The organism is Rubrivivax benzoatilyticus JA2 = ATCC BAA-35 (assembly GCF_000190375.1).
GTDB lineage: Bacteria > Pseudomonadota > Gammaproteobacteria > Burkholderiales > Burkholderiaceae_C > Rubrivivax > Rubrivivax benzoatilyticus.
Map to the genome: position 1 here is coordinate 22,368 of NZ_AEWG01000038.1, position 25,822 is coordinate 48,189.

General features: G+C 71.7%; 26 protein-coding genes. 19 read left to right on the plus strand and 7 right to left on the minus strand.

Going from position 1 to position 25,822, the window contains the following annotated elements:
- Positions 1-77: 77 nt before the first annotated feature.
- Positions 78-1,367 (plus strand): DUF4397 domain-containing protein, encoded by a 1,290-nt coding sequence (locus RBXJA2T_RS03860; protein ID WP_009856008.1) that lies wholly within the window; start codon positions 78-80, stop codon positions 1,365-1,367.
- Between the two features lies 1 nt (position 1,368).
- Positions 1,369-1,839 (plus strand): CreA family protein, encoded by a 471-nt coding sequence (locus RBXJA2T_RS03865; protein ID WP_009856009.1) that lies wholly within the window; start codon positions 1,369-1,371, stop codon positions 1,837-1,839.
- A gap of 27 nt (positions 1,840-1,866) precedes the next feature.
- Here the strand turns inward: RBXJA2T_RS03865 and RBXJA2T_RS03870 are convergent, their stop codons facing one another.
- Positions 1,867-2,727: a pirin family protein gene (locus tag RBXJA2T_RS03870; protein ID WP_009856010.1), complete on the minus strand. Its 861-nt coding sequence runs from the start codon at positions 2,725-2,727 to the stop codon at positions 1,867-1,869.
- Positions 2,728-2,893: 166 nt separating this feature from the next.
- Here RBXJA2T_RS03870 and egtB point away from each other — a divergent pair, with 166 nt between their 5' ends.
- From egtB to RBXJA2T_RS03890, 4 genes are read left to right on the plus strand one after another with little or no spacing between them, the layout of a single operon-like run.
- A complete protein-coding gene (gene egtB, locus RBXJA2T_RS03875) occupies positions 2,894-4,075 on the plus strand; it encodes an ergothioneine biosynthesis protein EgtB (protein ID WP_009856011.1) in 1,182 nt (393 codons plus the stop codon).
- Entirely contained in the window at positions 4,072-5,001 is a 930-nt protein-coding gene (gene egtD, locus RBXJA2T_RS03880; protein WP_009856012.1) for an L-histidine N(alpha)-methyltransferase, read from the plus strand. The genes egtB and egtD overlap by 4 nt, the downstream gene beginning before the upstream one ends.
- Entirely contained in the window at positions 4,998-5,279 is a 282-nt protein-coding gene (locus RBXJA2T_RS03885; protein ID WP_009856013.1) for a DUF427 domain-containing protein, read from the plus strand. Before egtD ends, RBXJA2T_RS03885 begins: the two co-directional genes overlap by 4 nt.
- A gap of 7 nt (positions 5,280-5,286) precedes the next feature.
- On the plus strand, positions 5,287-6,003 hold the full coding sequence (locus RBXJA2T_RS03890; protein WP_009856014.1) for a hypothetical protein: 717 nt from the start codon (positions 5,287-5,289) through the stop codon (positions 6,001-6,003).
- A gap of 55 nt (positions 6,004-6,058) precedes the next feature.
- Here the strand turns inward: RBXJA2T_RS03890 and xdp1 are convergent, their stop codons facing one another.
- Positions 6,059-6,808, minus strand: a complete 750-nt coding sequence (xdp1, locus tag RBXJA2T_RS03895; protein WP_009856015.1) for an exosortase-dependent surface protein XDP1 — start codon at positions 6,806-6,808, stop codon at positions 6,059-6,061.
- 173 nt (positions 6,809-6,981) lie between these two features.
- Positions 6,982-9,786: an XrtA/PEP-CTERM system TPR-repeat protein PrsT gene (prsT, locus tag RBXJA2T_RS03900; protein WP_237704852.1), complete on the minus strand. Its 2,805-nt coding sequence runs from the start codon at positions 9,784-9,786 to the stop codon at positions 6,982-6,984.
- Positions 9,787-9,948: 162 nt separating this feature from the next.
- Between prsT and RBXJA2T_RS03905 the strand changes: the two genes are divergently transcribed.
- The 5 genes from RBXJA2T_RS03905 to RBXJA2T_RS03925 are packed head-to-tail and all read left to right on the plus strand — an operon-like array spanning position 9,949 to position 15,270.
- Complete coding sequence (locus RBXJA2T_RS03905; protein ID WP_009856017.1) at positions 9,949-11,502, plus strand: thioredoxin family protein; 1,554 nt, start codon at positions 9,949-9,951, stop codon at positions 11,500-11,502.
- Positions 11,503-11,529: 27 nt separating this feature from the next.
- On the plus strand, positions 11,530-11,895 hold the full coding sequence (locus RBXJA2T_RS03910) for a glutaredoxin domain-containing protein (RefSeq protein ID WP_009856018.1): 366 nt from the start codon (positions 11,530-11,532) through the stop codon (positions 11,893-11,895).
- Entirely contained in the window at positions 11,892-13,337 is a 1,446-nt protein-coding gene (locus RBXJA2T_RS03915; RefSeq protein ID WP_009856019.1) for an alpha/beta hydrolase, read from the plus strand. Before RBXJA2T_RS03910 ends, RBXJA2T_RS03915 begins: the two co-directional genes overlap by 4 nt.
- Complete coding sequence (locus RBXJA2T_RS03920; protein WP_009856020.1) at positions 13,334-14,098, plus strand: ABC transporter ATP-binding protein; 765 nt, start codon at positions 13,334-13,336, stop codon at positions 14,096-14,098. Before RBXJA2T_RS03915 ends, RBXJA2T_RS03920 begins: the two co-directional genes overlap by 4 nt.
- Entirely contained in the window at positions 14,095-15,270 is a 1,176-nt protein-coding gene (locus RBXJA2T_RS03925; protein WP_029718409.1) for an ABC transporter permease, read from the plus strand. Before RBXJA2T_RS03920 ends, RBXJA2T_RS03925 begins: the two co-directional genes overlap by 4 nt.
- Here RBXJA2T_RS03925 and RBXJA2T_RS03930 read toward each other — a convergent pair whose 3' ends face one another.
- The 3 genes from RBXJA2T_RS03930 to RBXJA2T_RS03940 form a co-directional block, all read right to left on the minus strand.
- Complete coding sequence (locus RBXJA2T_RS03930; RefSeq protein WP_009856022.1) at positions 15,271-15,462, minus strand: YgaP family membrane protein; 192 nt, start codon at positions 15,460-15,462, stop codon at positions 15,271-15,273.
- A gap of 82 nt (positions 15,463-15,544) precedes the next feature.
- Positions 15,545-16,237 (minus strand): Crp/Fnr family transcriptional regulator, encoded by a 693-nt coding sequence (locus RBXJA2T_RS03935; RefSeq protein WP_009856023.1) that lies wholly within the window; start codon positions 16,235-16,237, stop codon positions 15,545-15,547.
- Complete coding sequence (locus tag RBXJA2T_RS03940) at positions 16,234-16,503, minus strand: YkgJ family cysteine cluster protein (RefSeq protein WP_009856024.1); 270 nt, start codon at positions 16,501-16,503, stop codon at positions 16,234-16,236. The genes RBXJA2T_RS03935 and RBXJA2T_RS03940 overlap by 4 nt, the downstream gene beginning before the upstream one ends.
- 91 nt (positions 16,504-16,594) lie before the next feature.
- Here RBXJA2T_RS03940 and RBXJA2T_RS03945 point away from each other — a divergent pair, with 91 nt between their 5' ends.
- From RBXJA2T_RS03945 to RBXJA2T_RS03965, 5 genes are all read left to right on the plus strand, one after another.
- Entirely contained in the window at positions 16,595-16,789 is a 195-nt protein-coding gene (locus tag RBXJA2T_RS03945) for a DUF2061 domain-containing protein (RefSeq protein ID WP_037289928.1), read from the plus strand.
- A 13-nt stretch (positions 16,790-16,802) separates the two neighbouring features.
- A complete protein-coding gene (gene mnmG, locus RBXJA2T_RS03950; RefSeq protein ID WP_009856026.1) occupies positions 16,803-18,755 on the plus strand; it encodes a tRNA uridine-5-carboxymethylaminomethyl(34) synthesis enzyme MnmG in 1,953 nt (650 codons plus the stop codon).
- Positions 18,752-19,375: a 16S rRNA (guanine(527)-N(7))-methyltransferase RsmG gene (gene rsmG, locus RBXJA2T_RS03955; RefSeq protein WP_009856027.1), complete on the plus strand. Its 624-nt coding sequence runs from the start codon at positions 18,752-18,754 to the stop codon at positions 19,373-19,375. The genes mnmG and rsmG overlap by 4 nt, the downstream gene beginning before the upstream one ends.
- 62 nt (positions 19,376-19,437) lie before the next feature.
- The gene (locus RBXJA2T_RS03960; protein ID WP_009856028.1) at positions 19,438-20,049 is read left to right on the plus strand and encodes a LysE family transporter; all 612 of its coding nucleotides are present in this window, start codon (positions 19,438-19,440) and stop codon (positions 20,047-20,049) included.
- The gene (locus tag RBXJA2T_RS03965) at positions 20,043-20,804 is read left to right on the plus strand and encodes a ParA family protein (protein WP_029718411.1); all 762 of its coding nucleotides are present in this window, start codon (positions 20,043-20,045) and stop codon (positions 20,802-20,804) included. The genes RBXJA2T_RS03960 and RBXJA2T_RS03965 overlap by 7 nt, the downstream gene beginning before the upstream one ends.
- Before the next feature lie 120 nt (positions 20,805-20,924).
- Here the strand turns inward: RBXJA2T_RS03965 and argC are convergent, their stop codons facing one another.
- Positions 20,925-21,863: an N-acetyl-gamma-glutamyl-phosphate reductase gene (argC, locus tag RBXJA2T_RS03970; RefSeq protein WP_009856030.1), complete on the minus strand. Its 939-nt coding sequence runs from the start codon at positions 21,861-21,863 to the stop codon at positions 20,925-20,927.
- Between the two features lie 54 nt (positions 21,864-21,917).
- Between argC and RBXJA2T_RS03975 the strand changes: the two genes are divergently transcribed.
- The 3 genes from RBXJA2T_RS03975 (at position 21,918) to RBXJA2T_RS03985 (ending at position 25,736) form a co-directional block, all read left to right on the plus strand.
- Positions 21,918-22,469, plus strand: a complete 552-nt coding sequence (locus RBXJA2T_RS03975) for an RBBP9/YdeN family alpha/beta hydrolase (protein ID WP_009856031.1) — start codon at positions 21,918-21,920, stop codon at positions 22,467-22,469.
- Between the two features lie 11 nt (positions 22,470-22,480).
- Positions 22,481-23,365: a ParB/RepB/Spo0J family partition protein gene (locus RBXJA2T_RS03980; protein WP_009856032.1), complete on the plus strand. Its 885-nt coding sequence runs from the start codon at positions 22,481-22,483 to the stop codon at positions 23,363-23,365.
- 448 nt (positions 23,366-23,813) lie between these two features.
- Positions 23,814-25,736 carry a PrkA family serine protein kinase gene (locus RBXJA2T_RS03985; RefSeq protein ID WP_009856033.1) on the plus strand — a complete coding sequence of 641 codons (1,923 nt, stop codon included), beginning with the start codon at positions 23,814-23,816 and terminating at the stop codon, positions 25,734-25,736.
- Positions 25,737-25,822: the final 86 nt, after the last annotated feature.

Here is a 25,822-nt window from a genome sequence, read left to right on the forward strand (position 1 = left end):
GCCTTCGCATGCCGGCAACGTGGCTGGGCGATGATGTCGCCCTGGCCGGCCGTGGCGCCGGCGCCCAGGAGAACCCGATGCAGCAGATCAACCGCCGGCGCTGGCTGACGCTGGCGCTGTCCTCGCCGGTGGCGTTCGCCGGCTGCGGTGGTGGTACCGACACGAGCAAGGCCCATGTGCGCTTCATCAACGCCAGCTCGTACGACGCGCTGACGCTGACCGTCGACGACGAGCGGCTGTTTTCCGGCATCGCCTGGGGCGACGAGACGAGCTACCGCGACGTCGACCCGGACGACTGCCGCTCGACGATCTCGCGCACCGGCTCGGCGACGGCGCTGGTCTCCAGCTTCACGCCGTCGCTGTCCGAGGACGACGACTACACGCTGCTTGCCTGGGGCCCGGTCGGTGCGCTCGGCTGGCAACTGCTGCACGAGAACACGTCCGAGCCCAAGAGCGACAAGACCAAGGTTCGGGTCTTCAACGGCGCGACCGATGCCGGCGTGCTGGACGTCTACGTCACCGCCGAGGACGACGAACTGGCCGACTCGGTGGCGATGCAGTCTTCGGCTGCGGTTGGCACGCTGGCGGAGTTCGTGACGATCGACGCCGGAACCTGGCGTGTGCGTGTCACGGCCGCCGGCAGCAAGACCGACGTGCGGCTCGACGTCTCCGGCGTCGTGTTCCCGGGCGGCAAGGTGTTCACGCTGGCGCTCGCGGCCGCGGCCGGTGGTGCGCTGGTCAACGGCGTGCTGCTGCGCGAGCACAAGACGACGCTGACACGCATCGATGCCACCCAGGCGCGTGTGCGTGTCGCCGGTGCCGCCGCCGGCAGCGCCACCGTGACCGCGACCGTCGAGGGCCGCGAGCTGGTGTCCGCCGGCTCGCCGGTGGTCAGCGGCTACGCGCTGGTCGCGGCCGGCGTGCCGGCGGTCACGGCGCGCATCGGCAGCACCGACGTCAGCGCCGCGGTCCCCACGGCGACGCTGGCCGCCGGCCGGGACTACACGCTGCTGATCTACGGCAGCGCCGCCTCGCCGGCCTCGGCCTGGCTCGTCGACGACAACACGCTGTCCACCGGCAGCAGCAAGGCGCGCATCCGCCTCGTCAACGCGGTGGCCGGGCTGGGGTCGACGCTGTCGCTGAAGTCAGGCTCGTCGCAACTGGCCTCCGGCGTCGAGGTCGGCGCCGGCTCGGCCTATGCCGAGGTGTCGGCCACGGCCAGCGGCTCGCTGACCGTCACCTCGCCAGTCGTCGACGGGCCGGTGCTGGCGCTCACGGACCTGATCCTCGAGGGCGGCAAGGTGTACACCGTGCTCGTCGGCGGCACGCCGGCGGCGCCGATCGGCGATCTGGTCGAGGACCACTGAGATGAAGACTGCACTGTTTGCCGCCTGTTTGGGCGTGCTGTCGGCCGCCGCGTCGGCCGAGCCGATCGGCGAGGTCGACACGGTCTTCAAGCTGATCGGGCCGGATCACAAGATCGTCGTCGACGCCTACGACGACCCGGGCGTCAAAGGCGTGACCTGCTACGTCTCGCGCGCCAAGACCGGCGGCATCAAGGGCGGCCTCGGGCTGGCCGAGGACAAGTCGGACGCCTCGATCGCCTGCCGCCAGACCGGGCCGATCTCGTTCCCCAAGCCGCTGCCGCAGCAGGAAGACATGTTCAGCGAACGCATCTCGCTGGTCTTCAAGCGGCTGCACGTCGTGCGCATGGTCGACGCCGGGCGCAACACGCTGGTCTACCTGACCTATTCCGACCGTGTCATCGAAGGCTCGCCGCAGAACGCGGTGACCGCCGTGCCGGTCGACCGCGCGACGCCGATCCCGCTCAAGCGCTGAGCGTTCGCGGCGCCGCGCCCCGGCCGGTCAGGCCAGGCGGCCGGCGCGGAAGTCTTCGACGGCTTCGAAGATCTCGCGGTTGCTGTTCATCACGAACGGCCCGTACTGCGCGATCGGCTCGCCCAGCGGCCGGCCGGCGACGAGCAGCAGGCGTGCGCCGGCGGTGCCGCCGGTGACGGCGACACCGTCGCCGCGGTTGGCCATGATCGCCATCGGCCCGGGCTCCAGCGACCGGCCGCCGAGCTCGACGGCGCCATGCACGACGACGACGAAGGCGTTGTGCGCGGCCGGCAGCGCCTGCTCGAAACGGGCACCGGGCGCGAGTTCGAGGTCGACGATCAGCGGCTCGGTCGTCTCGCGTTCGACGGCGCCGGCGACGCCGTGCGTGCGGCCGGCGACGACACGCGCGCGCACGCCTGTCGCTCGCCACTCGGGCACCTGATCGGCCTCGATGTCGCGGTACCAGGGCTCGCGCATCTTCTCGCGCGCCGGCAGGTTCAGCCACAGCTGGAAGCCGTCCATGCGGCCGTCTTCCTGTTCGGGCATCTCGCTGTGCACCAGGCCGCGGCCGGCGGTCATCCACTGCACGCCGCCGGGGCCGACACGGCCTTCGTGGCCGGCGCTGTCGCGGTGGCGCATGCGGCCTTCGACCATCACCGTGACGGTCTCGAAACCGCGGTGCGGGTGGTCGGGAAAACCGGCGATGTAGTCCTCGGCGCGGTCGGTCGCGAAGCGGTCGAGCATCAGAAAGGGGTCGAGCCGGCGCTGCAGGTCGTGCGTCAGCAGGCGCACGAGCTTCACGCCGGCGCCGTCCTGCGTCGGCTGGCCGGCGACCAGGCGTTCGATCGGGCGCGGGTCGAGCAGGGTGGGGGTGAGGGTGCTGTCCATGGTCTGCACTGTAGGAAGGCGGCGGCCTTCCGGGGTTCAGTCGCTCTGTATGCAGCGTTCGGCCGGGGTTACCGGCCCTCACACGGAACGGGGCTTGCCCGGGTGAGCACCCGAGCCCCCCACGACCAGAATGCGCCGGACCCCACCGGTCGCAGGAGAGCGCCGAATGCCCGACGCCGTTTCCGAGCTTGCCGCCCGTTTCCGCGCGGTGCGCGCCCACAGCGAAGCCCTGGCGGCGCCTCTGTCCGCCGAAGACCAGCAGCTGCAGGCGATGCCCGACGCCAGCCCGACGAAATGGCACCTGGCGCACACCAGCTGGTTCTTCGAAGCCGTGGTGCTGGCGCCGCACGCACCGGGTTTCAGGCCCTACGACGAACGCTGGGCGCGGCTGTTCAACTCCTATTACGAGAGCCTGGGGCCGCGCCATCCGCGGCCGCAGCGTGGGCTGCTGTCGCGGCCGTCGCTGGACGAGGTGCTGGCCTGGCGCCGGGTCGTCGACGCCGGCGTGATCACCTTCATCGCCGAGGCCGACGCCGACACGCGTGCCGCGGCCTTCCCGCTGGTTGAACTGGGCCTGCAGCACGAGCAGCAGCACCAGGAGCTGATGCAGACCGACATCCTCGCCGCCTTGGCGCTGAACCCGCTGGCGCCGGCGGCTTTCCCCGGCGAGCCGCCACCGTGGCCGGCGGGTGTCGCGGGCTGGCTGGGTTTCGACGGCGGCGAGGTCGAGATCGGCCACGTCGGCGCTGGCTTCGCCTTCGACAACGAGACGCCGCGCCACGCCGTGCGGCTGCAGCCCTACGAGATCGCGCGCCAGCTGGTGACGAACGCCGAGTACCAGGCCTTCGTCGACGACGGCGGTTACCGCCGTGCGGCGCTGTGGCTGTCCGACGGCTGGGCCGCGGTTCAGGCCCAGGGCTGGACCGGCCCGCTGTACTGGCGCGACGACGGCAGCGAGTTCACGCCGCACGGCCCGCAACCGCGTGCACCGCAGGCGCCGGTGCGCCATCTGTCGTTCTACGAGGCTGCGGCCTACGCCGAATGGGCCGGTGCGCGCCTGCCCACCGAAGCCGAGTGGGAGCACGCGGCGAACTCGGCCGCGCCGCCGTCGCAGTGTTTCGGCGCGCTGTGGCAGTGGACCCGTTCGTCCTACGAGCCCTACCCGCGCTACCGGCCCTGGGCCGGTGCGGTCGGCGAGTACAACGGCAAGTTCATGGTCGGCCAGATCGTGCTGCGCGGCAGCTCGTTCGCGACGCCGCCCGGCCACGCACGCGCCAGTTATCGCAACTTCTTTCCGCCCGGGGCACGTTGGCAGTTCAGCGGCCTCAGGCTGGCGCGCGACGCATGAGCTTTGCCGACGACTTCGTCGCTGGGCTGCGCGCGCGGCGTATCGCGCCCAAGTGGTTCTACGACGCCGAGGGTTCGCGCCTGTTCGAGCGCATCTGCGAACTGCCCGAGTACTACCCGACACGCACCGAGCTGGCGCTGCTGGACCGCCACGCCGACGAGTTCGCGGCGCGCATCGGCCCGGGTGCCGAGATCGTCGAGTTCGGTGCCGGCGCCAGCGTCAAGGTGCGGCTGCTGTTGCAGGCGCTCGCGGCGCCGCGGCGCTTCGTGCCGGTCGACATTTCGGGCGAGCACCTGGCCGACGCGGCGGCGGCGCTACGCGCCGACTTCCCCGGCCTGGCCGTCGAGCCGCTGGCGGCCGACTTCACCGCCGCGCTGGAGCTGCCGCCGCCGGCCGGGCGGCGCATCGGCTTCTTTCCCGGCAGTTCGATCGGCAACTTCGAACCCGCCGAGGCCTGCGCGCTGCTGGCGCGTTTCCGCCACTGGCTGGACGGCGGCGCGCTGCTGATCGGCGTCGACCTGATCAAGGAGCCGGCGCTGCTGCACGCGGCCTACAACGACGCCCAGGGCGTGACGGCGGCCTTCAACCTCAACCTGCTGGCGCGTGCCAACCGTGAACTGGGTGCGGACTTCGATCTTTCGGCCTGGGCGCACGCGGCGTTCTACCATCCGCCTTTGCGCCGCATCGAGATGCATCTGGTCAGCCGCCGCCGCCAGGCGGTGTGCGTCGCCGGCGAGGTCTTCGAGTTCGACGAGGGCGACAGCCTGCACACCGAGAACTCGTACAAGTACAGCGTCGACGGCTTCCGGGCCCTCGCGCGGCGCGCCGGCTTCGAGCCGGGCCCGGTCTGGACCGACGCGGCGAGGCGTTTCTCGCTGCACTGGCTGGAGCCGGCCGGCGGCGTCAGCGAGAGGACATCGGGATGAAAGCGATCTGGAAGGGCACCGTCGTCGCCGAGAGCGACGACACGGTCATCGTCGAAGGCAACCACTACTTCCCCGCCGAGGCGGTGAAGCCGCAGTACCTGCTGCCGAGCAACACGCGCACGATGTGCTCGTGGAAGGGCGAGGCGCGTTATCACACGCTGTTCGTCGACGGCGACGCCAACCCCGACGCGGCCTGGTACTACCCGGCGCCGAAGGAAGCCGCGGCCAACATCCAGGGCCGCATCGCGTTCTGGAAGGGCGTTCAGGTCGTCGAGTGAGCGCCGAGTGAGCCCGGCGCTCGGCGCCGTGCACCGGCGCCGTCTGCGCGAGATCTGGCGCTCGGCCGGCTGGCCCTGCCGCGACGCGGTCGAGATCGACCTGCTGGCCGCCGGGCTGCTGCAGCGCCGCTGGGACGAGGCCGGGCGCGAGACGCTCGTCGTCACCGACGCCGGCATCACGCTGCTGGCGGCGACGCTGACACGCAACCGCGCCGCCTTCGACGCCCACGAGGCGCTGGTCGCGCGGGTCGCCCGCGAGATGCAGCGTGCCGGGCGCATCGTCTGGCGCGGCTTGGCGCTGCGCGCGCCGCTGGCCGGCGACGACGGCAGCACACGCTGGGCGACCGCGATGCCCGACGTCTTCTCGATCCGCCACACGACGGTCGAGGACTACGCCGAGCCGGTGGTGCATGAGATCAAGGTGCGCCGCGCCGACCTGCTGGCCGACCTGCGCCGGCCCGACAAGGGCGCGGCCTACCGCGCGCTGGCCAGCCAATGCTGGTACGTCTTCAACGAAGGCATCGCCACGCCCGACGAGGTGCCCGAACCGTATGGCGTGATGCTGGCCTGCGCCGACGGCCGGCTGGAGGTGGCACGCGCCGCACCGCGCCGTGCGGCGCGCGTGCCGTTTTCGGTCTGGATGGCGCTGGCGCGGGCCAATGCCGAACCGGCCGATGAGGACGAGGGTCAGCCCGGGCTGGCCGCCGCCGATCCCGGAGCATGAAAAAAGGGCCGGCAGAGGCCGGCCCGACGGACGAAGCTGCCGAAGCTTCTGTGTGTCAGACGGTGCGGGCGCGGCGGCGCTTGGCGCCGACGATGCCGGCCAGCGCCAGGCCCGCCAGCGCCAGCGTGCCGGGCTCGGGGACGCTGCCACCGCTGCCGCCGCCGGATTGCGTGGTGCCGGTGAAGGACAGCAGCTTGAAGTAGTCGTTGCCCTTGTCCAGGTAGCCGGAGCCGTCGGCGGCGTAGCCGCTGGCGCCGAAGTAGCTGCTGATCAGCCACCAGCTCGAGTAGCCGCCGCCGCTGAAGTTCCACGAATAGCTCGGGTCGACGTCGCGGCTGGCCACCAGGGTCCAGCCGCTGCTGGTCAGGTTGCCGGTCGAGTTCGTGGTCAGGTCGGGCGCACCCTGGCCGGTCCAGCGCAGCACCGAGATGTCGGCATCGTTCTCGAACCAGCCGATCGACAGCGCGCTGAGCATCGTCGCCGTCGTGAAGTTCAGCATGACCAGCTCGGTCTTGCCGTTGTTGTCGATGGCGTGCTGCGGGCTGCCGGTCGGTTCGCCGCTGTAGGAGACGCCGATGCCGTTGGTGTACCACTCGGTCATCGAGGCCTTGGCGAAGTTGGCGCCGCTGCCGGCCGCGTAGGCGGTGACGGCCACCGACTTGCCACCCGAGGTGCAGGTGGCCAGCTGCGTGGTGCCGCTGTTCGGCGTGCAGGAGTCGAGCAGGCTCCAGGTGTTCTGCGCCGAGGCGGCACCGGCGAAACCGAGGCCCATCACCATCAGGGCCGACGCCGTCACGTGCTTCATGTTCGTTTTCATCGAATGCCTCTCGAGTTCAGCCGCAGCGCTCCCCGTGCCGCGCCAGGCAGGACATGCAAGGCCCGCGCCAGGCCGGAATTTCCCGGCACATCAAGAACTTGCGTGCGATCCTCGCAGAATCGCCGGGGGAATGTAAGAACTTGCGACACCCCGTGCGCCCCTCACTTGAGGGTCTGCAGCAGCGCCTGGGCGTCCTGCGCCTCGGCGAAGTTCTGGCTGCGCAGCGCGGCCTGGAGCTCCTCGCGGGCCTCCGCGCTGCGCCCCGAGCGGGCGAGCACCGTGGCGAGGTAGAAGCGTGTCGTCGGGTTGCCCGGGTCGCGCAGCCGCGCTTCGCGCAGGCGCTGCAGCGCCTTGTCGGTCTGGCCGGCATGGAACGCCGCCCAGCCGGCCGTGCCGACGATGTGCGGCACGCCGGGCTTCAGGGCCAGCGCCCGCTCGGCCGACGCCAGCGCGGCGCCGTCCTTCTGGCGCAGCTGCACATGGGCGAGGTTGTTCCAGGCCTCGGCGTCCTCGGGCGTCAGCTTCAGCAGCGCCTGGTAGGCGTCGCGCGCGGCGGGCCACTGGCCCAGCCGGGCGTAGCCGTCGGCCAGCACGCGGCGCACGACGGCGTCGCGCGGGTGTGACGCGAGCCACTGCTCGGCGAGCTTCTGCGCTCCCTGCGGGTCCTGCGGCGCCGTCGCGCGCAGCAGCCGCAGCAGCGTGTCGGTGCCGGGCTGCAGGCGGTGGGCCGTGCGATAGGCGTCGATCGCGGCGGCGCGCTGGCCGCGGGCGGTCGCCACGTCGCCCAGCAGCGACGGGCCGACGGCCAGCTTCGGGTTCTGCGTGGCGATCGTGCGGGCGCGCTTCTCGGCGGCGGCCAGCTCGCCGAGGCGGATCTCGGCGTCGACCATCAGCGCCTGCAGCGGCAGCGAGTTCGGCCGCTCGGTCAGCGCCTTGGTCAGCGTGTGCTGCGCACCCTGCGGATGGTTGGCCTGCAGCTGCAGCACCGCGATGCGGGCGAGCGCGCCGACGTCGTGGTCGGCCAGCGTCGAGGCGCGGTTCAACCCGGTGCGCGCGCCGGCTTCGTCGTCGTTGGCCAGCGAGATGCGGGCCAGCGCGATCAGCACCGGCACCGCCTCGGGGGCGCGGTTGGACAGCCGCTTGCCGGCCTCGCGGGCGGCCTCGGGCTGACCCTGGCGCAGCAGGAACTCGACGAGCTCCAGCGCCGGGTCGATGACGTTGGGTCCGGCGATGTCGTCGGCCTTCTCGTACCAGCGGCGCGCGTCGTCGAGGCGGCCGCGGCGCTCGGCCAGCTGGGCCATCGCCAGCGTCGGCTCCAGCGCCTTGTCGTCCTTGGCCAGCGCCTGCTGCAGGCGCTGCTGCGCGGCGTCGAACTTGCCGGCGTCGGCGTCCAGGCGCGCGAGCTGCACCTGCGGCGACACGAAGGCCGGGTCGACGACCAGCGCCTGTTCGAAGGCCTGGCGGGCGCCGGCGGCGTCGCCGCCGCGAGCCTTGGCGCTGCCGAGCAGGTTCAGCAGCCCGGCCTGCTTCGGGTGGTGCTGCAACAGCGTCTGCAGCACCTGGGTCGCCCGCCGGGTGTCGCCGGCCTGCAGCCGGATCTGCGCCAGCGCGGTGCCGGTCGCGAGCTGCTTGGGATCGGCCTTGAACGAGGCCTCCAGCGCGTCCAGGGCGTCGGGCACGCGGCCGCCGACGGCCAGGCTCAGGCCGAGCAGGCCGCGCATCGGCGCCGAGTCCTGGGTGCGCAGCGCCTGTTCGGCGGTGGCCGCGGCGCGGGTGTGCCGGCCCTGGGCGATCTGGGCCGACGCCAGCAGCAGCGTCGCCTGCGTGTCTGCCGGGTTGCGGCGCAGATAGCCCTCGAGCGACTCGATGGCCTTGTCCAGGTTGTTCTGCGAGATCTGGATCTGCGCCACGAGCTTGGCCGCGCCGCTGCCGGGCTGCGAGCGCTGCACCGCCTCGAGATAGGGCAGGGCCTTCTCGCGTTCGTTGAGGCCGTAGTGCGCGAGGCCGCCCAGCATCAGCAGCTGCGGGCGGTAGCGCAGGTACTCCATCGGCACCGGGTCGAGCAGGCCGGTGACGTCGCGCAGCGCGGCCCGCACCTCGGCGCCGCGCCCGGCTTTTTCGGCCAGCAGGGCCTGCAGGTAGCCGCCGCGCGGGTCCAGCGGCGCCACCTGGCGCAGCTGGGCGATGTCGCGCTGCGCCTCGGCGTCGCGCTTGAGGTCCAGCAGCAGGCCGGCGCGCGAGACCAGCGTCTCGAGGTGGGCGGGCTGGATCGCCAGCGCGCGGCCGTAGGCGTCCAGCGCTGCCTGGCCCTGGCCCCGGGCGTGCGCGATGGTGCCGCGCAGGTAGTGCACCTGGGCCAGGCCGGGGGCCAGCGCCAGCGCCTTGTCGGCCGCGGCCTGGGCCTCGGCCGGCTGGCCCATGCGCAGCCGCACCGTCACTTCGGCCAGCCAGGGCGCGGCGTCGCGCGGGGCCAGCGCCCGTGCCTCGTCGAGCATCTGCAGCGCTGCGCGCGGGTCGCCGGTGTCGGCCGCGGCGTTGGCGCGCACGACGCTCATCGCCGCGCGCAGCTCGGTCGGCAGGCCGGCCGGCGCGAAGCGCGTGTCGGTCAGCACCACCTGCGGCTTGCCCTGGTTGACCAGGGCCGTCGACAGCGGCAGCACGACCTCGGCGCGGTTGACGCCGAGCCGCAGCGCCTCCTCGAACGCGACCTGCGCGCCGACCGAGTCGCCGCTGGCCAGCAGCGCCTTGCCCAGCAGCACGTGCACCGACAGCTGCGTCTTGTCGAGCTTGAGCGCGTTCTTGAGCTGCACGACGGCGCCCGGGTAGTCCTGCTTCTCGTAGCGCGACAGCGCGTCCTCGTAGAAGCGGGCCGACTTCATGTCGGCGGCCTGGGCGGCCAGCGTGCCCGCCAGCGCGGCGGCGATCGCCAGCTGGCGCATCGGGAGGGAGGCGTTACGAATGTTCACCAGCCGATCGTAGAAGACCCCGGCCGGCACCGGCACCCCGCGCGTGGGGCAGCGTGATTTCGGTCATCGGCGGGAGGCGTCGGGCGAGGTTTTCCCCCGCGTTCCGGGGAGGGCGCGCGGCCGGCCCACAATCGGCCTTTTTCGTCCGCTGCCGTCGCCGCCATGAAGCTCCGCCTCGCCGCCTGCTGTCTCGCCGTCTGCCTCGCCTGGGGAACCGCCGCCGCGGCGCCCGGCCTGCCGTCGAAAAACGTCGCCTGGGTGGCGGCCGCCGCCGACGCCGATGTCGACCGCGCCTTCGTGCGCGCCCGTGCCGAGAACAAGCCGGTGCTGCTGTACTGGGGCGCGACCTGGTGCCCGCCGTGCAACCAGCTGAAGGCGACGCTGTTCAACCGCCAGGACTTCGCGCTGCAGGCGCGCGACTTCGTCGCCGTGCACGTCGACGGTGACCGCCCCGGCGCGCAGAAGCTGGGCAAACGTTTCGGCGTCAGCGCCTACCCGACGATGGTGCTGTTCGCACCCGACGGCCAGGAGATCACGCGCCTGCCCGGCGAAGCCGAGCCCGAGCAGGTGCTGGCGCTGCTGCAGCAGGCGCTGGCCGCCGGCCGGCCGGTGAAGGCGCTGGTCGCCGACGCCTCCGCCGGCCGCCCGCTGTCGGCGCACGAGTGGCGCGCGCTGGCCTTCTACGCCTGGGACGTCGACGATGGCCGGGTCGTCGCACCGGCCGAACGTGCCGCGCTGCTGGCGAAGCTGGCCGCCGCGGCGCCGGCTGCCGACGACGAGACCGCCACCCGGCTGTGGCTGAAGGCGCTGGTCGCCGACGAAGGCAAGGGCGGCGTGAAGGCCGATGCCGCGCTGCGTGAGCGCGTGCGCCGCGTCGCCGCCGAGCCGGCGCTGGCACGCCGCCATGCCGACGTCTTCGCCGGCAGCGCTGCCGACCTGGTGCGGGCGCTGGCCGACGGTGCGCCGGAGAAGTCGCCGCTGGTGCCGCTGTTCGACAGCGCGCTGCAGCGCCTAGCCGCCGACACCACGCTGTCGCGTGCCGACCGGCTGGGGGCGTTGGGCTCGCGCGTCGAGCTCGCCCGTCTGGGTGCGCCCGAGGACGCCGTCAAGGCCGAGCTGCCCGCCGCGCTGCGCCAGGCGGTGCGCGAGCACATCGCCCGCGACGACCGCGAGATCAGCGACGGCTACGAGCGCCAGGCGGTGATCACCGGCGGCGCCTACGTGCTGGCGCGGGCCGGGCTCTGGGACGAGAGCGACGCGCTGCTGAAGGCCAACCTCGCCAAGAGCCATTCGCCGTACTACCTGATGAGCCAGCTCGGCGGCAACGCGCGCAAGCTCGGCCGCAACGACGAGGCGCTGGGCTGGTACCGCCAGGCCTTCGAGAAGAGCGAAGGCCCGGCGACGCGGCTGCAGTGGGGCGGCGGCTACCTCGCCGCGCTGGTCGATCTGGCGCCGAACGACGGTGCGCGCATCGAGAGCACCGCCGCGACGCTGATCGACGAGGCCGGCCGCGACGCCGGTGCCTTCCAGGGCCGCAGCGTGCGCTCGCTTCAGCGCATGGGCACGAAGCTCGTGGCCTGGAACGAAGGCGGCCGCCACGCCGCGGTGATGAAGCGGCTGCAGGCGCGGCTGGACGGCGTCTGCCGCAAGGCGCCCGCGGCCGACGGCGCGCGCGACACCTGCCGCACGCTGCTGAAGCCGCGCACCACCGGCTGACGCGGGGCTTTGTTACCCTCGCGCTCCATGCCGCGCGCCATCCTCGACGACGAGCATCTGCACCCCGCGATCCGCGACCGTGTCGCGGCCCACCACGCCGACCTCGTCGACGAGGTGCGGCGGGCGGTCGCCGCCCACGCTGTCGTCGTCGTCGGCATGGGCTGGAACCCGTTCCCGCGCAAGGCGCGGCGCCTGCTGGACGCTGCCGGCATCGCCCACCACGACCTGGACTACGGCCACTACCTCGGCCAGTGGCGGCGGCGCAATGCGCTGAAGATGTGGAGCGGCTGGCCGACCTTCCCGATGGTCTTCGTGCGCGGCGTGCTCGTCGGCGGTTACGACGACCTGAAGCGCCTGCACGACAGCGGCGAACTGCGCCGCATGCTCGCGTGAGCGGCCGTCCGCTGCGCCTGCTGGCGGCCCTGGCCGCGCTCGTGCTGGCCGGCCCCGCCGTGGCCGCGACGCAGGCCTGCCGCCTGCCCGGCGTCGAACACGAGGCGCGCTGCGGCATCGTCAAACGCGCTCTGGACCCGGCCCGACCGGACGGCCCGACCGTCGACATCCACTACGCCGTGCTGCCCGCGGTGGCGCGCCGGCCCAAGCCTGACCCGGTGCTGTTCCTCGCCGGCGGCCCGGGGCAGGGCGCGATCGACATCGCCGGCACGGTGCAGCGCCTGATGGGGCGCCTGGGCAGCCGGCGCGACATCGTGCTCGTCGACCTGCGCGGTACCGGCCGCAGCGCGCCGCTGGACTGCGCCGACAGCGACCCGCTGGGGCCGCTGGCCGCCGGTGCCGACCCGGCGCGCCGCCTCGCGGCGCTGAAGAGCTGCCGCGAACGGCTGCAGAAGCTGCCCTACGGCGACCTGCGTTTCTTCACGACGACGCTGGCGGTGCAGGACGTCGACGCGGTTCGGCGCGCCGTCGGCGCCGAACGCATCGACCTCGTCGGCGTGTCCTACGGCACACGCGCGGCGCTGGAGTACCAGCGCCAGTTCCCGCAGGCGGTGCGCCGGCTGGTGCTCGACGGTGTCGCGCCACCGGACATGGTGCTGCCGGCGGCGGTGTCGGTCGACGCCCAGGCCGCGCTGGACGGCCTGCTCGACGCCTGCGAGCTCGACACCGCCTGCCGCGCACGTTTCCCGGCGCTGCGCGCCACCTGGAGCACGCTGCTCGCGTCGCTGCCGCGCGAGGTGGAGCTCACGCATCCGTTCACCGGCCGGCGCGAGACGCTGGCCGTGTCGCGTGATCTCGTCGCCAGCCTGGTGCGCCAGGCGCTGTACGTGCCGGCCTGGACTTCGGCGCTGCCGGCGGCGATCGCCGAGGCGGCGGCCGGACGTTTCGACGGCCTGTTCGCGCTGGCCTTCAGCGGCCTGGACATGCGCGGGCGCGGCATCGCGCAGGCGCTGCATTTCTCGGTGATCTGCGCCGAGGACGCGCCGCGTGCGGCCTCGGGCGAAGCGCCGGGGCGCGACTTCGGCAGCACCTTCGCCGACGAGTACGCCGCGGCCTGCCGCGACTGGCCGCGTGGCGAGGTGCCGCCGGCCTTCTACCGCGTCGTGCCCAGCCCGGTTCCGGCGCTGCTGCTGTCCGGTGGTGCCGACCCGGTGACGCCGCCGCGCCACGGCGCCCGCACGGCTGCGGCGCTGGGGCCGAAGGCGCGTCACGTCGTCGCGCCCGGGGCTGGCCATGGCGTGCTGGCCGTCGGCTGCATCCGCGACGCGGTGTTCCGTTTCATCGATGCCGAGACCGAGGCCGATGCGCTGGCGGTCGACTTCGGCTGTGCCGCGACGCTGCCGCGGCCGGCCGTCTTCGTGCCGCCGGGAGGGCCGCGATGATCGAGGTGCGCGGGCTGCGCAAACGTTTCGTGCAGGGCCGCGGCAAGGCCGCGCGCAGCGTGCTGGCCGTCGACGGCGTCGAGTTCCGCGCCGACGACGGCCGCATCACCGGCCTGCTGGGCCCCAACGGCGCCGGCAAGACGACGACGTTGCGCATCCTGTCCGGGCTGATCCCGGCCGACGACGGCGTGGCCGAGGTCGACGGCCTCGACGTCGCGACGCGCACGCGCGAGGCCCAGTCGCGGCTGGGTGTGCTCGGCGACTCGCGCGGCCTGTACCCGCGGCTGACGGCGCGCGAGAACATCACGTACTACGGCCGGCTGCACGGCCTGGACGCGGCGGCGGCCGACGCGCGTGCCGAGACGCTGGCCGCATTGCTGGAGATGACGCCGCTGCTGGAGCGCCGCACCGACGGCTTCAGCCAGGGCGAACGCATGAAGACCGCGCTGGCGCGTGCGCTGGTGCACGACCCGGCGAACATCGTGCTCGACGAACCGACCAACGGCCTGGACGTGCTGGCCACGCGCGCGCTGCGCGACACGCTGCGCCGGCTGCGCGACGAGACCGGCAAGTGCATCGTCTTCTCGACGCACGTGATGCAGGAGGTCGAGCGCCTGTGCGACCGCGTCGTCGTCGTCGCGCACGGCCGCGTCGTCGCCGACGGCAGCGTCGCCGAGCTGCGCGAGCGCGCCGGCACGCCCGATTTCGAGGAAGCCTTCGTGCGCCTGGCCTTCGGCGCCGAGGCGCAGGCGGCACGATGAGCGGCTTGCTGAAGTCCGCCTGGACCGTGTTCCGCAAGGAGCTGGTCGACGCGCTGCGTGACCGGCGCACGCTGCTCACCGTGCTGCTGAGCTCGGTGGCGATGGGGCCGCTGGTGCTGGTGCTGCTGTCGGCGCTGGTGTCGTCGATGGAGGAGCGAGCCGAGGCGCGCGAGCTGCTGGTGCACGACATCGCCGCAGCGCCGACGCTGCGCAACTACGTCGAGCGCCAGACCTGGACGCTGAAGGAGGCGCCCCCCGACTACGAGGCGCAGCTGCGGGCGCGCACGCTGGGCGATCCGGTGCTCGTCGTGCCGAAGGACTTCGAAGCGCGCCTGGCGCGCGGCGAGCCGGTCGAGCTGGAACTGGTGGCCGACAGCGCGAACACCCGTTCGGCCGTCGGCGGCCGGCGTGTCGAGCGCCTGATCGAAGGTTTCGTGCAGGAGCAGGCGTCGTTGCGGCTGGCGCTGCGTGGTGTCGCGCCGCAACTCGTGCAGGTGGCACGGGTCGAGAACCGCGACCTCGCCGACCCGGCCTCGCGCGCCGCGCAGCTGCTGGCGATGCTGCCGTTCTTCGTGCTGATGGCCGTGGTCTACGGCGCGCTGAACGCGGCGCTGGACACGACGGCCGGCGAACGCGAGCGCGGTTCGCTCGAGCCGCTGCTGTGCAATCCGGCGTCGCGCTGGGCGCTGGTGCTGGGCAAATGGGGCGCGGTGGCCGCGGTGGGCGTCGCGATCGCGGTGCTCAGCGCGGCGAGTTTCCTGCCCGGCCAATGGCTGCTGCGCAACGACGCGCTGGCGGCGCTGTTCCGCTACGGCGCCTACGAGGCCGGCGCCTTCGTCGCGCTGCTGCTGCCGCTGGCGGCGGCGGTGGCGGCGGTGCTGATGGCGGTGGCCATCCGCTGCCGCAGCTTCAAGGAGGCGCAGGCGAGCGCGACGGTCGTCGTGCTCGCCGTGTCGCTGGCGCCGCTGGTCTCGGTGTTCAACCAGGAAGGCGACGCGGCCTGGTTCACCTGGGTGCCGGCGCTGGGCCAGGTGACGCTGATGAACCGCGTGCTGCGCGGCGAGACGCTGGACGCGGCGGCCCTGCTGCCGCCGGTGCTGGTCTGCGCTGCGCTCAGCGTGGTGGCGCTGGCCTACGTGGCACGCACGCTGCGCAGCGCGGCGCTGAAATGATCAGCGCTTGACCGGGCAGGTGCTGAAGCCGAACAGCGGGTACAGCGGGCAGAAGCCGACGGCGCCGGTAAGCAGCGGCACGACGCCGACCCAGCCCCAGACGCCGATGACACCGGCGAGCGTCATGCCGATCAGCGCGAGGCCGAGCACGATGCGGAGAATGCGGTCGATGCCGCCGACATTGGATTTCATGGCTCACTCCTGACGGTTGAACGGCGGGAATGCCGTGCGTCGAAGTGTGCGCAGTGAGGGGGTGGCGCGTCGGTGACTGCGGTCACACGGGGCGGGGCGCTTCGCCGGCGGCCAGCGCACGCAGCGCGGCGCTGTCGAGCAGGTCGATGCGCTCGCGGCCGACGGCGATCCAGCCCTGGCGCTCGAAACGTTTGAGCAGCCGGCTGACGATCTCGCGCACCGTGCCCAGCTCGTCGGCCAGGCTCTGGTGCGTGGCGCGCAGCACCGTGCCGCGGCCCAGCAGCGCGGCGGCCAGGCGCTGGTCCAGGCGCTGGAAGGCCACCGCCTCGGCCAAGGCCATCAGATCGGCCAGGCGGTCGGCGAAGATGCCGAAGACGTACTGGCGGAACGGCGCGTGCGTGCACCAGCGTTCGAAGCCGGCCGGGTTCAGCAGCACGAGTTCGGTGTCTTCGGCGGCGATGCCGTGCGCGCTCATCGCCGCGTGGCCGAACAGGCAGGACGCCGAGACGACGCAGAGTTCGCCCGGCGTCACCCGGTACAGCTCCAGCGAACGCCCGCCCGGCGAGCCGCGGGCGACACGCACCGCGCCGCCGAGCACCATCGGGAAGCCGCCGCAGGGTGCGCCTTCGTCGAACAGCAGCATGCCCGCCGGCGCTGTCAGATGCATCGCATCGCGTGCGAGCACGGCCTGCGCTTCGCCGGCCGGCAGCGCGGCGAGCATCGGGTACTGCGCCAGCAGGCGCTCGTGCAGCGAGGGATCGGCGGCAGGGGTCACGTCGGGGAGGTCGCGGTTTCGAGGCGGTTGAGCCAGGCCAGCGCGTGCTCGCGCGAAGCGCCGCACATCTCGGCCGAGGGTTCGAGCCCGCCGCAGACGGCCGGGCGTTCGGGGCGGCCGAAGAGACGGCAGTGATCGGCCTCGTCGAGCTGGATGCAGCGCACGCCGGCGGGTTTGCCTTCGGGCATGCCGGGGATCGCGCTGCTGATCGACGGCGCGATGCAGCAGGCGGCGCAGCGTTCGCGGCAGGGCAGGGGCTCGGGCATGGTCCGCATGCTATCGCGGTGATGCCGACAATCGATCCCCGGCCGGGCGCCTCGTCTTCAGAATGAGAGCCATTCTCAAATGGAGTCCGACATGGCCAAGTCCGCCGCTTTCGGTGTCCTGCACGTGGGCATCTCGTTCACCATCGGCTACCTGCTCACCGGCAGCATCGCGATCGCCGGGGCGATCACCCTGATCGAGCCGGTGGCCAACACGATCGCGCACTACTTCTTCGATCGCTGGTGGGATCGTCGACACGAAGCCGCCCGGGTGAGCGTGCCCTCGTAAAATCCGCGGCCTCATGCTGCATCCCCAAGCGTTCGACGTCATCGTCGTCGGCGGCGGTCACGCCGGAACGGAAGCCGCGCTCGCCGCCGCCCGCATGGGCTGCACGACGCTGCTGCTGACCCACAACATCGAGACGCTGGGGCAGATGAGCTGCAACCCGTCGATCGGTGGCATCGGCAAAGGCCATCTCGTCAAGGAGGTCGACGCGCTCGGCGGCGCGATGGCCGAAGCCACCGACGAGTCGGGCATCCAGTTCCGCATCCTCAACGGCAGCAAGGGCCCGGCGGTGCGCGCTACGCGCGCCCAGGCCGACCGCGTGCTCTACAAGGCCGCGATCCGCCGCCGGCTGGAGAACCAGCCCAACCTGTGGCTGTTCCAGCAGGCCTGCGACGACCTGATCGTCGAAGGCGACCGCGTCACCGGCGTCATCACCCAGATCGGCCTGCGCTTCAACGCGCGTGCCGTCGTGCTGACCGCCGGCACCTTCCTCGACGGGCGGGTGCACGTCGGGCTGGAGAACTACCGCGCCGGCCGCGCCGGCGACCCGGCGGCGACGACGCTGTCGGCCCGGCTGAAGGAGCTGAAGCTGCCGCAGGGCCGGCTGAAGACCGGCACGCCGCCGCGCATCGACGGCCGCTCGATCGACTTCTCGCGCCTCGAAGAGCAGCCCGGCGACCTGGACCCGGTGCCGGTGTTCGGTTTCCTCGGCACGCCCGAGATGCACCCGCGCCAGCTGCCGTGCTGGATCACGCACACCAACGAGCGCACCCACGAGATCATCCGCAGCGGCTTTGACCGCAGCCCGATGTTCACCGGCATCATCGAAGGCGTCGGCCCGCGTTACTGCCCGAGCATCGAAGACAAGATCAACCGCTTCGCCGACAAGAGCTCGCACCAGATCTTCCTCGAGCCCGAGGGGCTGACGACGCACGAGTTCTATCCGAACGGCGTCTCGACCTCGCTGCCGTTCGACGTCCAGCTCGGCGCGATCCGCACGATGCCCGGGCTGGAGAACGCGCACATCCTGCGCCCGGGCTACGCGATCGAATACGACTACTTCGACCCGCGCGAGCTCAAGCCCAGCTTCGAGACCCAGGCGATCGGCGGCCTGTTCTTCGCTGGCCAGATCAACGGCACGACCGGCTACGAGGAGGCGGCGGCGCAAGGCCTGTTCGCCGGCGCCAACGCCGCGCTGCAGGCGCAGGGCCGCGAGCCCTGGACGCCGCGGCGGGACCAGGCCTACCTCGGCGTGCTCGTCGACGACCTCGTCACCAAGGGCATCACCGAGCCCTACCGCATGTTCACCAGCCGCGCCGAGTACCGGCTGCAGCTGCGCGAAGACAACGCCGACCTGCGGCTGACGGCGATCGGCCGCGAGCTGGGCCTCGTCGGCGACGCGCGCTGGGACGCCTTCTGCCGCAAGCGTGAGCGCCTCGAGCGTGAGCAGCAGCGCCTGAAGAGCACCTGGGTGCGGCCGGCGACGCTGGCCGCCGCCGACGCCGAACGTTTCATCGGCAAGGCGCTGGAGCACGAGTACAACCTCGCCGACCTGCTGCGCCGGCCCGGCGTCGACTTCGACGCGGTGTGGGCGGCGGCCGCCGCGGCCGGCGTCCCCGACGTTGTTTCACGTGGAACATTGCAGGCCGAATACGGCGCACGCGAAGCCGACGCGGTGATCGAGCAGGCCGAGATCGCGATCAAGTACGCCGGCTACATCGACAAGCAGGTCGACGAGGTGCAGCGCGCCGCGCACTACGAGCAGATGAAGCTGCCCGAGGAGCTGGACTACGCCCAGGTCACCGCGCTGTCCTTCGAGGTGCGGCAGAAGCTGACGCGGCATCGGCCCGAGACGCTGGGCCAGGCCTCGCGCATCTCCGGCGTGACGCCGGCGGCGATCTCGCTGCTGCTGGTGCACCTGAAGAAAGGCCGCTTCAAGGGCTTCACCGCCGACGAGGCCTCGGCATGACCGCCACGACGCCGGCCGCGGTCTGTGCGGCGCTGGGGCTGGAGGTCACGCCGGGCCAGGTCGAGGCCCTGGAGCGTTACCTGGCGCTGCTGCAGCGCTGGAACGCCACCTACAACCTGACGGCGGTGCGTGACCCGGCGCAGATGCTGACCCAGCATCTGGCCGACTGCCTGGCCGTCGTGAAGCCGCTGGCCGCGCGCCTGCCGGCCGGGCGCGTGCTCGACGTCGGCAGCGGCGGCGGCCTGCCGGGTGTCGTGCTGGCGATCATGGGCTGGGACGTGACCTGCGTCGACACGGTCGGCAAGAAGGCGGCGTTCATCCGCCAGGCGGCGGCCGAGCTGCGGCTGCCGCGGCTGCAGGCGCAGCACGCGCGCGTCGAGCAGCTGAAGGCCGCACCGTTCGACGTTGTCACGTCACGCGCTTTCTCGTCGCTGGCCGACTTTGTCACGCTGACCTCGGCGCTGCTGAAGCCCGACGCGTGCTGGATGGCGATGAAGGGCAGGGTGCCCGACGACGAGATCGCCGCGCTGCCGACCGGCGTCGAGGTGTTCCACGTGGAACACCTGTCGGTGCCGGGCCTGGACGCGCAGCGCTGCCTGGTCTGGATGCGCAAAACCTGAGGCCACGCCAGGGCGGGCTGCACAAACTGGGGTACGCTCCCCGGCTTCCTGGAGGGTTCACGATGCTCGGCATCGCCGACTACGGCGCGTTCTGCGCGGCCGTTCTGCTGTTTCTCGCGTTGCCCGGGCCGGGCAACCTGGCTTTGCTGACCTCGACCGCCAAGGGCGGGCTGCGTGCCGGGCTGGCGGCGACCTTGGGTGTCATCGTCGGTGATCAGGTGCTGCTCTGGCTGGCCGTGGCTGGTGTCGCGGCGCTGCTGGCCGCCTATCCGACGGTGTTCGCCGCGGTGCAGTACGCGGGCGCTGCCTACCTCGGCTGGCTGGGCCTGAAGCTGCTGGTGTCGCGCGGCGGCGTGGCGGCGGCGGTGCCGATCACCCCGGGGCGCTACGCCCGCCAGGCCTTCTTCATCACCCTGCTCAACCCGAAGGCCATCGTCTTCTACATGGCCTTCTTCCCGCTGTTCATCGATCCGGCCGCCCACCGCGGTGCCATCACCTTCGCGGCGATGGCGGTGACGATCGCGGCGCTGACCTTCGCCTACGGCCTGATCGTCTGCCTGCTGGCGCGCGCCATGGGCGACGAGATCGGGCGTCGCCGCCGCGTGGCGAAGGCGCTGGAGCGCCTGGCCGGTGTGTTCCTGATCGGCTTCGGCCTGAAGCTGGTGGCATCGTGAAGATCTTCTGCATCGCCAATCAGAAGGGTGGGGTCGGCAAGACGACGACCACCGTGAACCTTGCCGCCGGCCTGGCCCTGGTCGGCCAACGTGTGCTCGTCGTCGATCTCGACCCTCAGGGCAACGCGACGATGGGCTCGGGCGTCGACAAGCGCGCCCTGCCGCTGTCGGTCTACGACGTGCTGCTGGAGAGCGCGACGGTGGCCGAGGCGCGCCAGCGCAGCAGTGCCGGCTACGACGTGCTCGGCGCGAATCGTGAACTGGCCGGCGCCGAGGTCGAACTCGTCGAGCTCGAACGCCGCGAGCGCCGCCTGAAGCAGGCGCTGGCCGCGGCCGAAGCCGACTACGACTTCGTGTTGATGGACTGCCCGCCGTCGCTGAGCCTGCTGACGCTGAACGGCTTGTGCGCCGCGCACGGCGTCGTCGTGCCGATGCAGTGCGAGTACTTCGCGCTCGAAGGACTGTCGGACCTGGTCAACACGATCAAGCAGGTGCACGCCAACCTGAACCCCGAGTTGAAGCTGATCGGCCTGCTGCGGGTGATGTACGACCCGCGCATCACGCTGCAGCAGCAAGTGGCCGAGCAGCTGAAGGCGCACTTCGGCGACAAGGTGTTCAACACGGTGATCCCGCGCAACGTGCGCCTGGCCGAGGCACCGAGCTATGGCCAGCCGGGCGTCACCTTCGACCCGTCGAGCAAGGGCGCGATGGCCTTCGTCGAGTTCGCACGCGAGATGGTGGCGCGGCTGGGCTGAGCGGCCCCGGCGCGCGCCGGAGCTTCATGTTCCACGTGGAACACGGGCCGCCCGGCGGCCTGCGGCAACAAACGAAAACGGCGCCCCGCGGGGCGCCGTTTTGCTGCCGTGGCGATCGCCTCAGAGCCCCAGGCCTTCGTCCAGCCCGAGGTGCAGGTTCATCGTCTGCACCGCGGCGCCGCTGGCGCCCTTGCCGAGGTTGTCCAGGCGTGCGACGAGCAGCACCTGCGTGTCGCTGGCGAAGACGAAGACGTCGATGCGGTTCGTGTCGTTGGCTGCCTGCACGTCGAGGAACCCGTGTTCCAGCGTCGCCGCGTCGCGCAGCGGCATCACGCGGATGAAACGTTCGCCGGCGTAGTGCGCCGTGTAGGCGGCGTGGATCGCCTCGGGCGTCACGCCGGGCAGCTGTGCCAGGTGCAGCGGCACCGACACCGCCAGGCCCTTGTAGAACGGCCCGACCACCGGCACGAACAGCGGCGCCGCGGCCAGCCCGGTGTGCGCCGCCATCTCGGGCAGGTGCTTGTGCGCCAGGCCCAGCGCGTAGGGCCGCGGCGCGTCCAGTTCCGGATTGCCGCCGGCCTGGTACTGCTCGATCATCTTCTTGCCGCCACCCGAGTAGCCGGTGATCGACGTGGCGCTGACCGGCAGCGTGGCCGGCACCAGCCCGGCGTCGACCAGCGGGCGCAGCAGCGCGACGAAAGCCGTCGCGTGGCAGCCCGGGTTGCTGATGCGCTTGGCGGCGCGCAGCGCGTCGCGCTGGCCCGGCGCCAGTTCGGGGAAGCCGTAGGCCCAGCCCGGCGCCGTGCGGTGCGCGGTGCTGGCGTCGATCAGGCAGGTCTTCGGGTTCGTCACCAGCGCCGCGGCCTCGCGCGCTGCGGCGTCGGGCAGGCAGAGGAAGGCGACGTCCGCAGCGTTGAGCAGGCGCGCACGTTCGCTGGCGTCCTTGCGCAGGTCGGGCGCGATCTTCAGCAGCTCGATGTCCGAGCGGCCGGCCAGGTACTCGTGGATCCGCAGGCCCGTCGTGCCTTCCTGTCCGTCGACGTAGACCGTGTAGTTCATCGCTGCCTCTCGCGCACAATTCGTGGGGTGAACAGTCGAGGATAAGGCAAGGTGATGACCTTGGACGAACGTGTGCTGGTGCTGCCCGGATGGCTGGGCTCCGGCCCGGAGCACTGGCAAAGCCGCTGGGAGGCGCTGCACGGTTTTCAGCGTGTGCAGCAGTCGGAGTGGCAGTGGCCGTTGCGTGGCGACTGGATGGCACAGCTGGAAGAGGCCGTGCTGGCCGCGCCGGGCCGTGTGCGGCTGGCCGCGCACAGCCTGGGCTGCCACCTCGTCGCCGCCTGGGCGGCACACTCCTCGCACACCGAGCGCGTCGCCGGCGCGCTGCTGGTCGCGCCGCCGGATCTGGAGCAACCCGACACGCCGCCGCCGGTCGCCCGCTGGCGCCCCGTCGTGCGCCGGCCGCTGCCGTTTCCCGCGCTCGTGCTCTACAGCGAGGACGACCCCTTCGCCTCGGCCGCCGCGTCGCGTGCGCTGGCCGCCGACTGGCGCGTGCCGGCCGAGAGCCTGGGTGCACGCGGCCATCTGAATGCCGAATCGGGCCTTGGCGACTGGCCCGAAGGCGTCGCGAAGCTCGCGGCGCTGGGCCCCGTCGCCGCTCGGTGACAATCACGACCATGGCGACCAAAAAACCGAAGGGGCTGGGCCTGGGCCTCGAAGCGCTGCTGGGCCCCAAAGTCTCCGAAACGCCGGCCGGCGACGGCCAGCCGACGACGCTGCGCCTGGAGCAGCTCGAGCCCGGCCGCTACCAGCCGCGCACGCGAATGGACGAGGGCTCGCTGTACGAACTGGCCGAGAGCATCAAGGGCCAGGGCGTGATGCAGCCCATCCTCGTGCGCCCCGTGGCCGAGGGCCGCTGGGAGATCATCGCCGGCGAGCGCCGCTTCCGCGCCGCGAAGATCGCCGGCCTCGACCGCGTGCCGGTGCTCGTCAAGCCGGTGCCCGACGAGGCCGCGGCGGTGATGGCGCTGATCGAGAACATTCAGCGCGAAGACCTGAACCCGCTGGAAGAAGCCCAGGGCCTGCGCCGCTTGGTGCAAGAGTTTGGACTCACTCACGAACAGGCGGCGCAGGCCGTCGGCCGTTCGCGCAGCGCCGCGACGAACCTGCTGCGCCTGCTGAACCTGGCCGACCCGGTGCAGCAGATGCTGCTCGCCGGCGACCTGGACATGGGCCACGCCCGTGCGCTGCTGGCGCTGGAGGCCGCGCCGCAGATCATGGCGGCGCACGAGATCGCCTCGCGCAAGCTCAGCGTGCGCGACGCCGAGAAGCTGGTGCAGCGCCAGTCGCGGCCCGAGCCCACGCCGCGCGAGAAGGCCGCCGCCGGCAAGTCGCGCGACGTGTTGCGGCTCGAGGAGCGCCTGGCCGACACGCTGGGCGCTGCCGTCGAGATCCGCGTGCGCAGCCGCGGCCGGAAGCAGTCGGGCGAGATCACGATCGCCTTCGGCTCGCTCGACGAGTTGAACGGCCTGCTGGAACGTCTGGGCGCGGCCGAGGACTGACGCCGCTGGCCCGCCCCGGGCCGCACCCGCGCGGTGCGCGAGCACCGCCGCCGCCTGACCCCGCAAGGCCAAACCGCCTGCAGGCTTTTCGCCGCCGTCGCATGATGGGCGCGCGACGTGTCCCGGCGTGCCTTCCACCACGGCAGGGCGCCGCGGGGACGGAAGGAGTCGTCAGCGCCACTGGTGGGGCACGGCTCTTGCGAGAGGCGGGTGCGGCGGATTCCTCGGAACAGGCGGTCGATGACAGGCCAAACCCGGTGGAAATCGCAGCCCGCGCAGGGCAGGATTGATCTGCCTGCCGAGGCAAGCGGCCATGCCGCTGGCGTGACGGAAAGCTCTGATGGAGCCTGGGCCCGTACAGCCGGGACTTCATCAGAACTTCCCCAGGCGAGGAAGTTGGGGCCGCTGCGGCTCCGACAGCCCTCGCCGTCATCGACCAGGAGCTCGCATGGACGTGATCGGCAACCTGAAGGCGCGCTACGAACGCCTCAGTGCGGAGGAGATCTCGCTCGAGGACTACCTCGCGGAATGCAAGCGCAACCCGCTGGCCTACGCCACCGCGGCCGAGCGCATGCTCAAGGCCATCGGTGAGCCGAAGAGCATCGACACGCGCAACGACCCGCGGCTGTCGCGGATCTTCGCCAACAAGATCATCAAGGTCTACCCGGCCTTCGCCGAGTTCTACGGCATGGAGGACGCGATCGAGCAGGTCGTGTCCTACTTCCGGCACGCAGCGCAGGGGCTGGAGGAGAAGAAGCAGATCCTGTATCTGCTCGGCCCGGTGGGCGGCGGCAAGAGCTCGATCGCCGAGCGCCTGAAGCAGCTGATGCAGGAGGTGCCGTTCTACGCGATCAAGGGCTCGCCGGTGAACGAGTCGCCGCTGGGCCTGTTCGACCCCGACGAGGACGGCCCGATCCTGGAGAGCGAGTACGGCATCCCGCGGCGCTACCTCAACCGCATCATGAGCCCCTGGGCGGTGAAGCGGCTGGAGGAGTACGGCGGCGACATCCGCCGCTTCAAGGTCGTCAAGCGCTATCCGTCGATCCTGCGCCAGGTCGGCATCAGCAAGACCGAGCCGGGTGACGAGAACAACCAGGACATCAGCTCGCTGGTCGGCAAGGTCGACATCCGCCGCCTGGAGAGCTACGCCCAGGACGACCCCGACGCCTACAGCTACTCCGGCGGCCTGTGCCTGGCCAACCAGGGCCTGCTCGAGTTCGTCGAGATGTTCAAGGCGCCGATCAAGGTGCTGCACCCGCTGCTGACGGCCACCCAGGAAGGCAACTTCAAGGGCACCGAGGGCTTCGGTGCGATCCCCTTCGACGGCGTCGTGCTCGCGCACAGCAACGAGAGCGAGTGGAAGGCCTTCCGCAACAACAAGAACAACGAGGCCTTCCTCGACCGCATCTACATCGTCAAGGTGCCGTACTGCCTGCGCGTCAGCGAGGAGGTGAAGATCTACGAGAAGCTGCTGCGCAACTCGTCGCTGGCCCAGGCCACCTGTGCACCAGGCACGCTGAAGATGATGAGCCAGTTCGCCGTGCTGACGCGCCTGAAGGAGCCGGAGAACAGCTCGCTGTTCAGCAAGATGCTGGTCTACGACGGCGAGAACCTGAAGGACACCGATCCGCGCGCCAAGAGCTACCAGGAGTACCGTGACTACGCCGGGGTCGACGAAGGCATGAACGGCATCTCGACGCGCTTCGCCTACAAGATCCTGTCCAAGGTCTTCAACTTCGACAGCACCGAGGTCGCCGCCAACCCGGTGCACCTGATGTACGTGCTGGAGCAGCAGATCGAGCGCGAGCAGTTCCCGGCCGAGCTGGAGCAGAAGTACGTCGGCTTCATCAAGGAGCTGCTGGCGCCGCGTTACGCCGAGTTCATCGGCAAGGAGATCCAGACCGCGTACCTGGAGAGTTATTCCGAGTACGGCCAGAACATCTTCGACCGTTACGTCACCTACGCCGACTACTGGATCCAGGACCACGAGTACCGCGACACCGACACCGGCGAGGTCTTCGACCGCGCGGCGCTCAACGCCGAGCTGGAGAAGATCGAGAAGCCGGCGGGCATCGCCAACCCGAAGGACTTCCGCAACGAGATCGTCAACTTCGTGCTGCGCGCGCGCGCCAACAACCAGGGCAAGAACCCGGTCTGGACCAGCTACGAGAAGCTGCGCACGGTGATCGAGAAGAAGATGTTCTCCAACACCGAGGAGCTGCTGCCGGTCATCAGCTTCAACGCCAAGGCCAGCGCCGACGAGGCCAAGAAGCACGAGGACTTCGTCACCCGCATGGTCGACAAGGGCTACACGCCCAAGCAGGTGCGCCTGCTGTGCGAGTGGTACCTGCGCGTTCGCAAGAGTTCCTGAGATGACGTCGAGCGCCGCACGCAGCTTCCCCCTCTCCCGTTTGCGGGAGAGGGCAGGGGTGAGGGTGCAGGCGCATCACCAGCCNC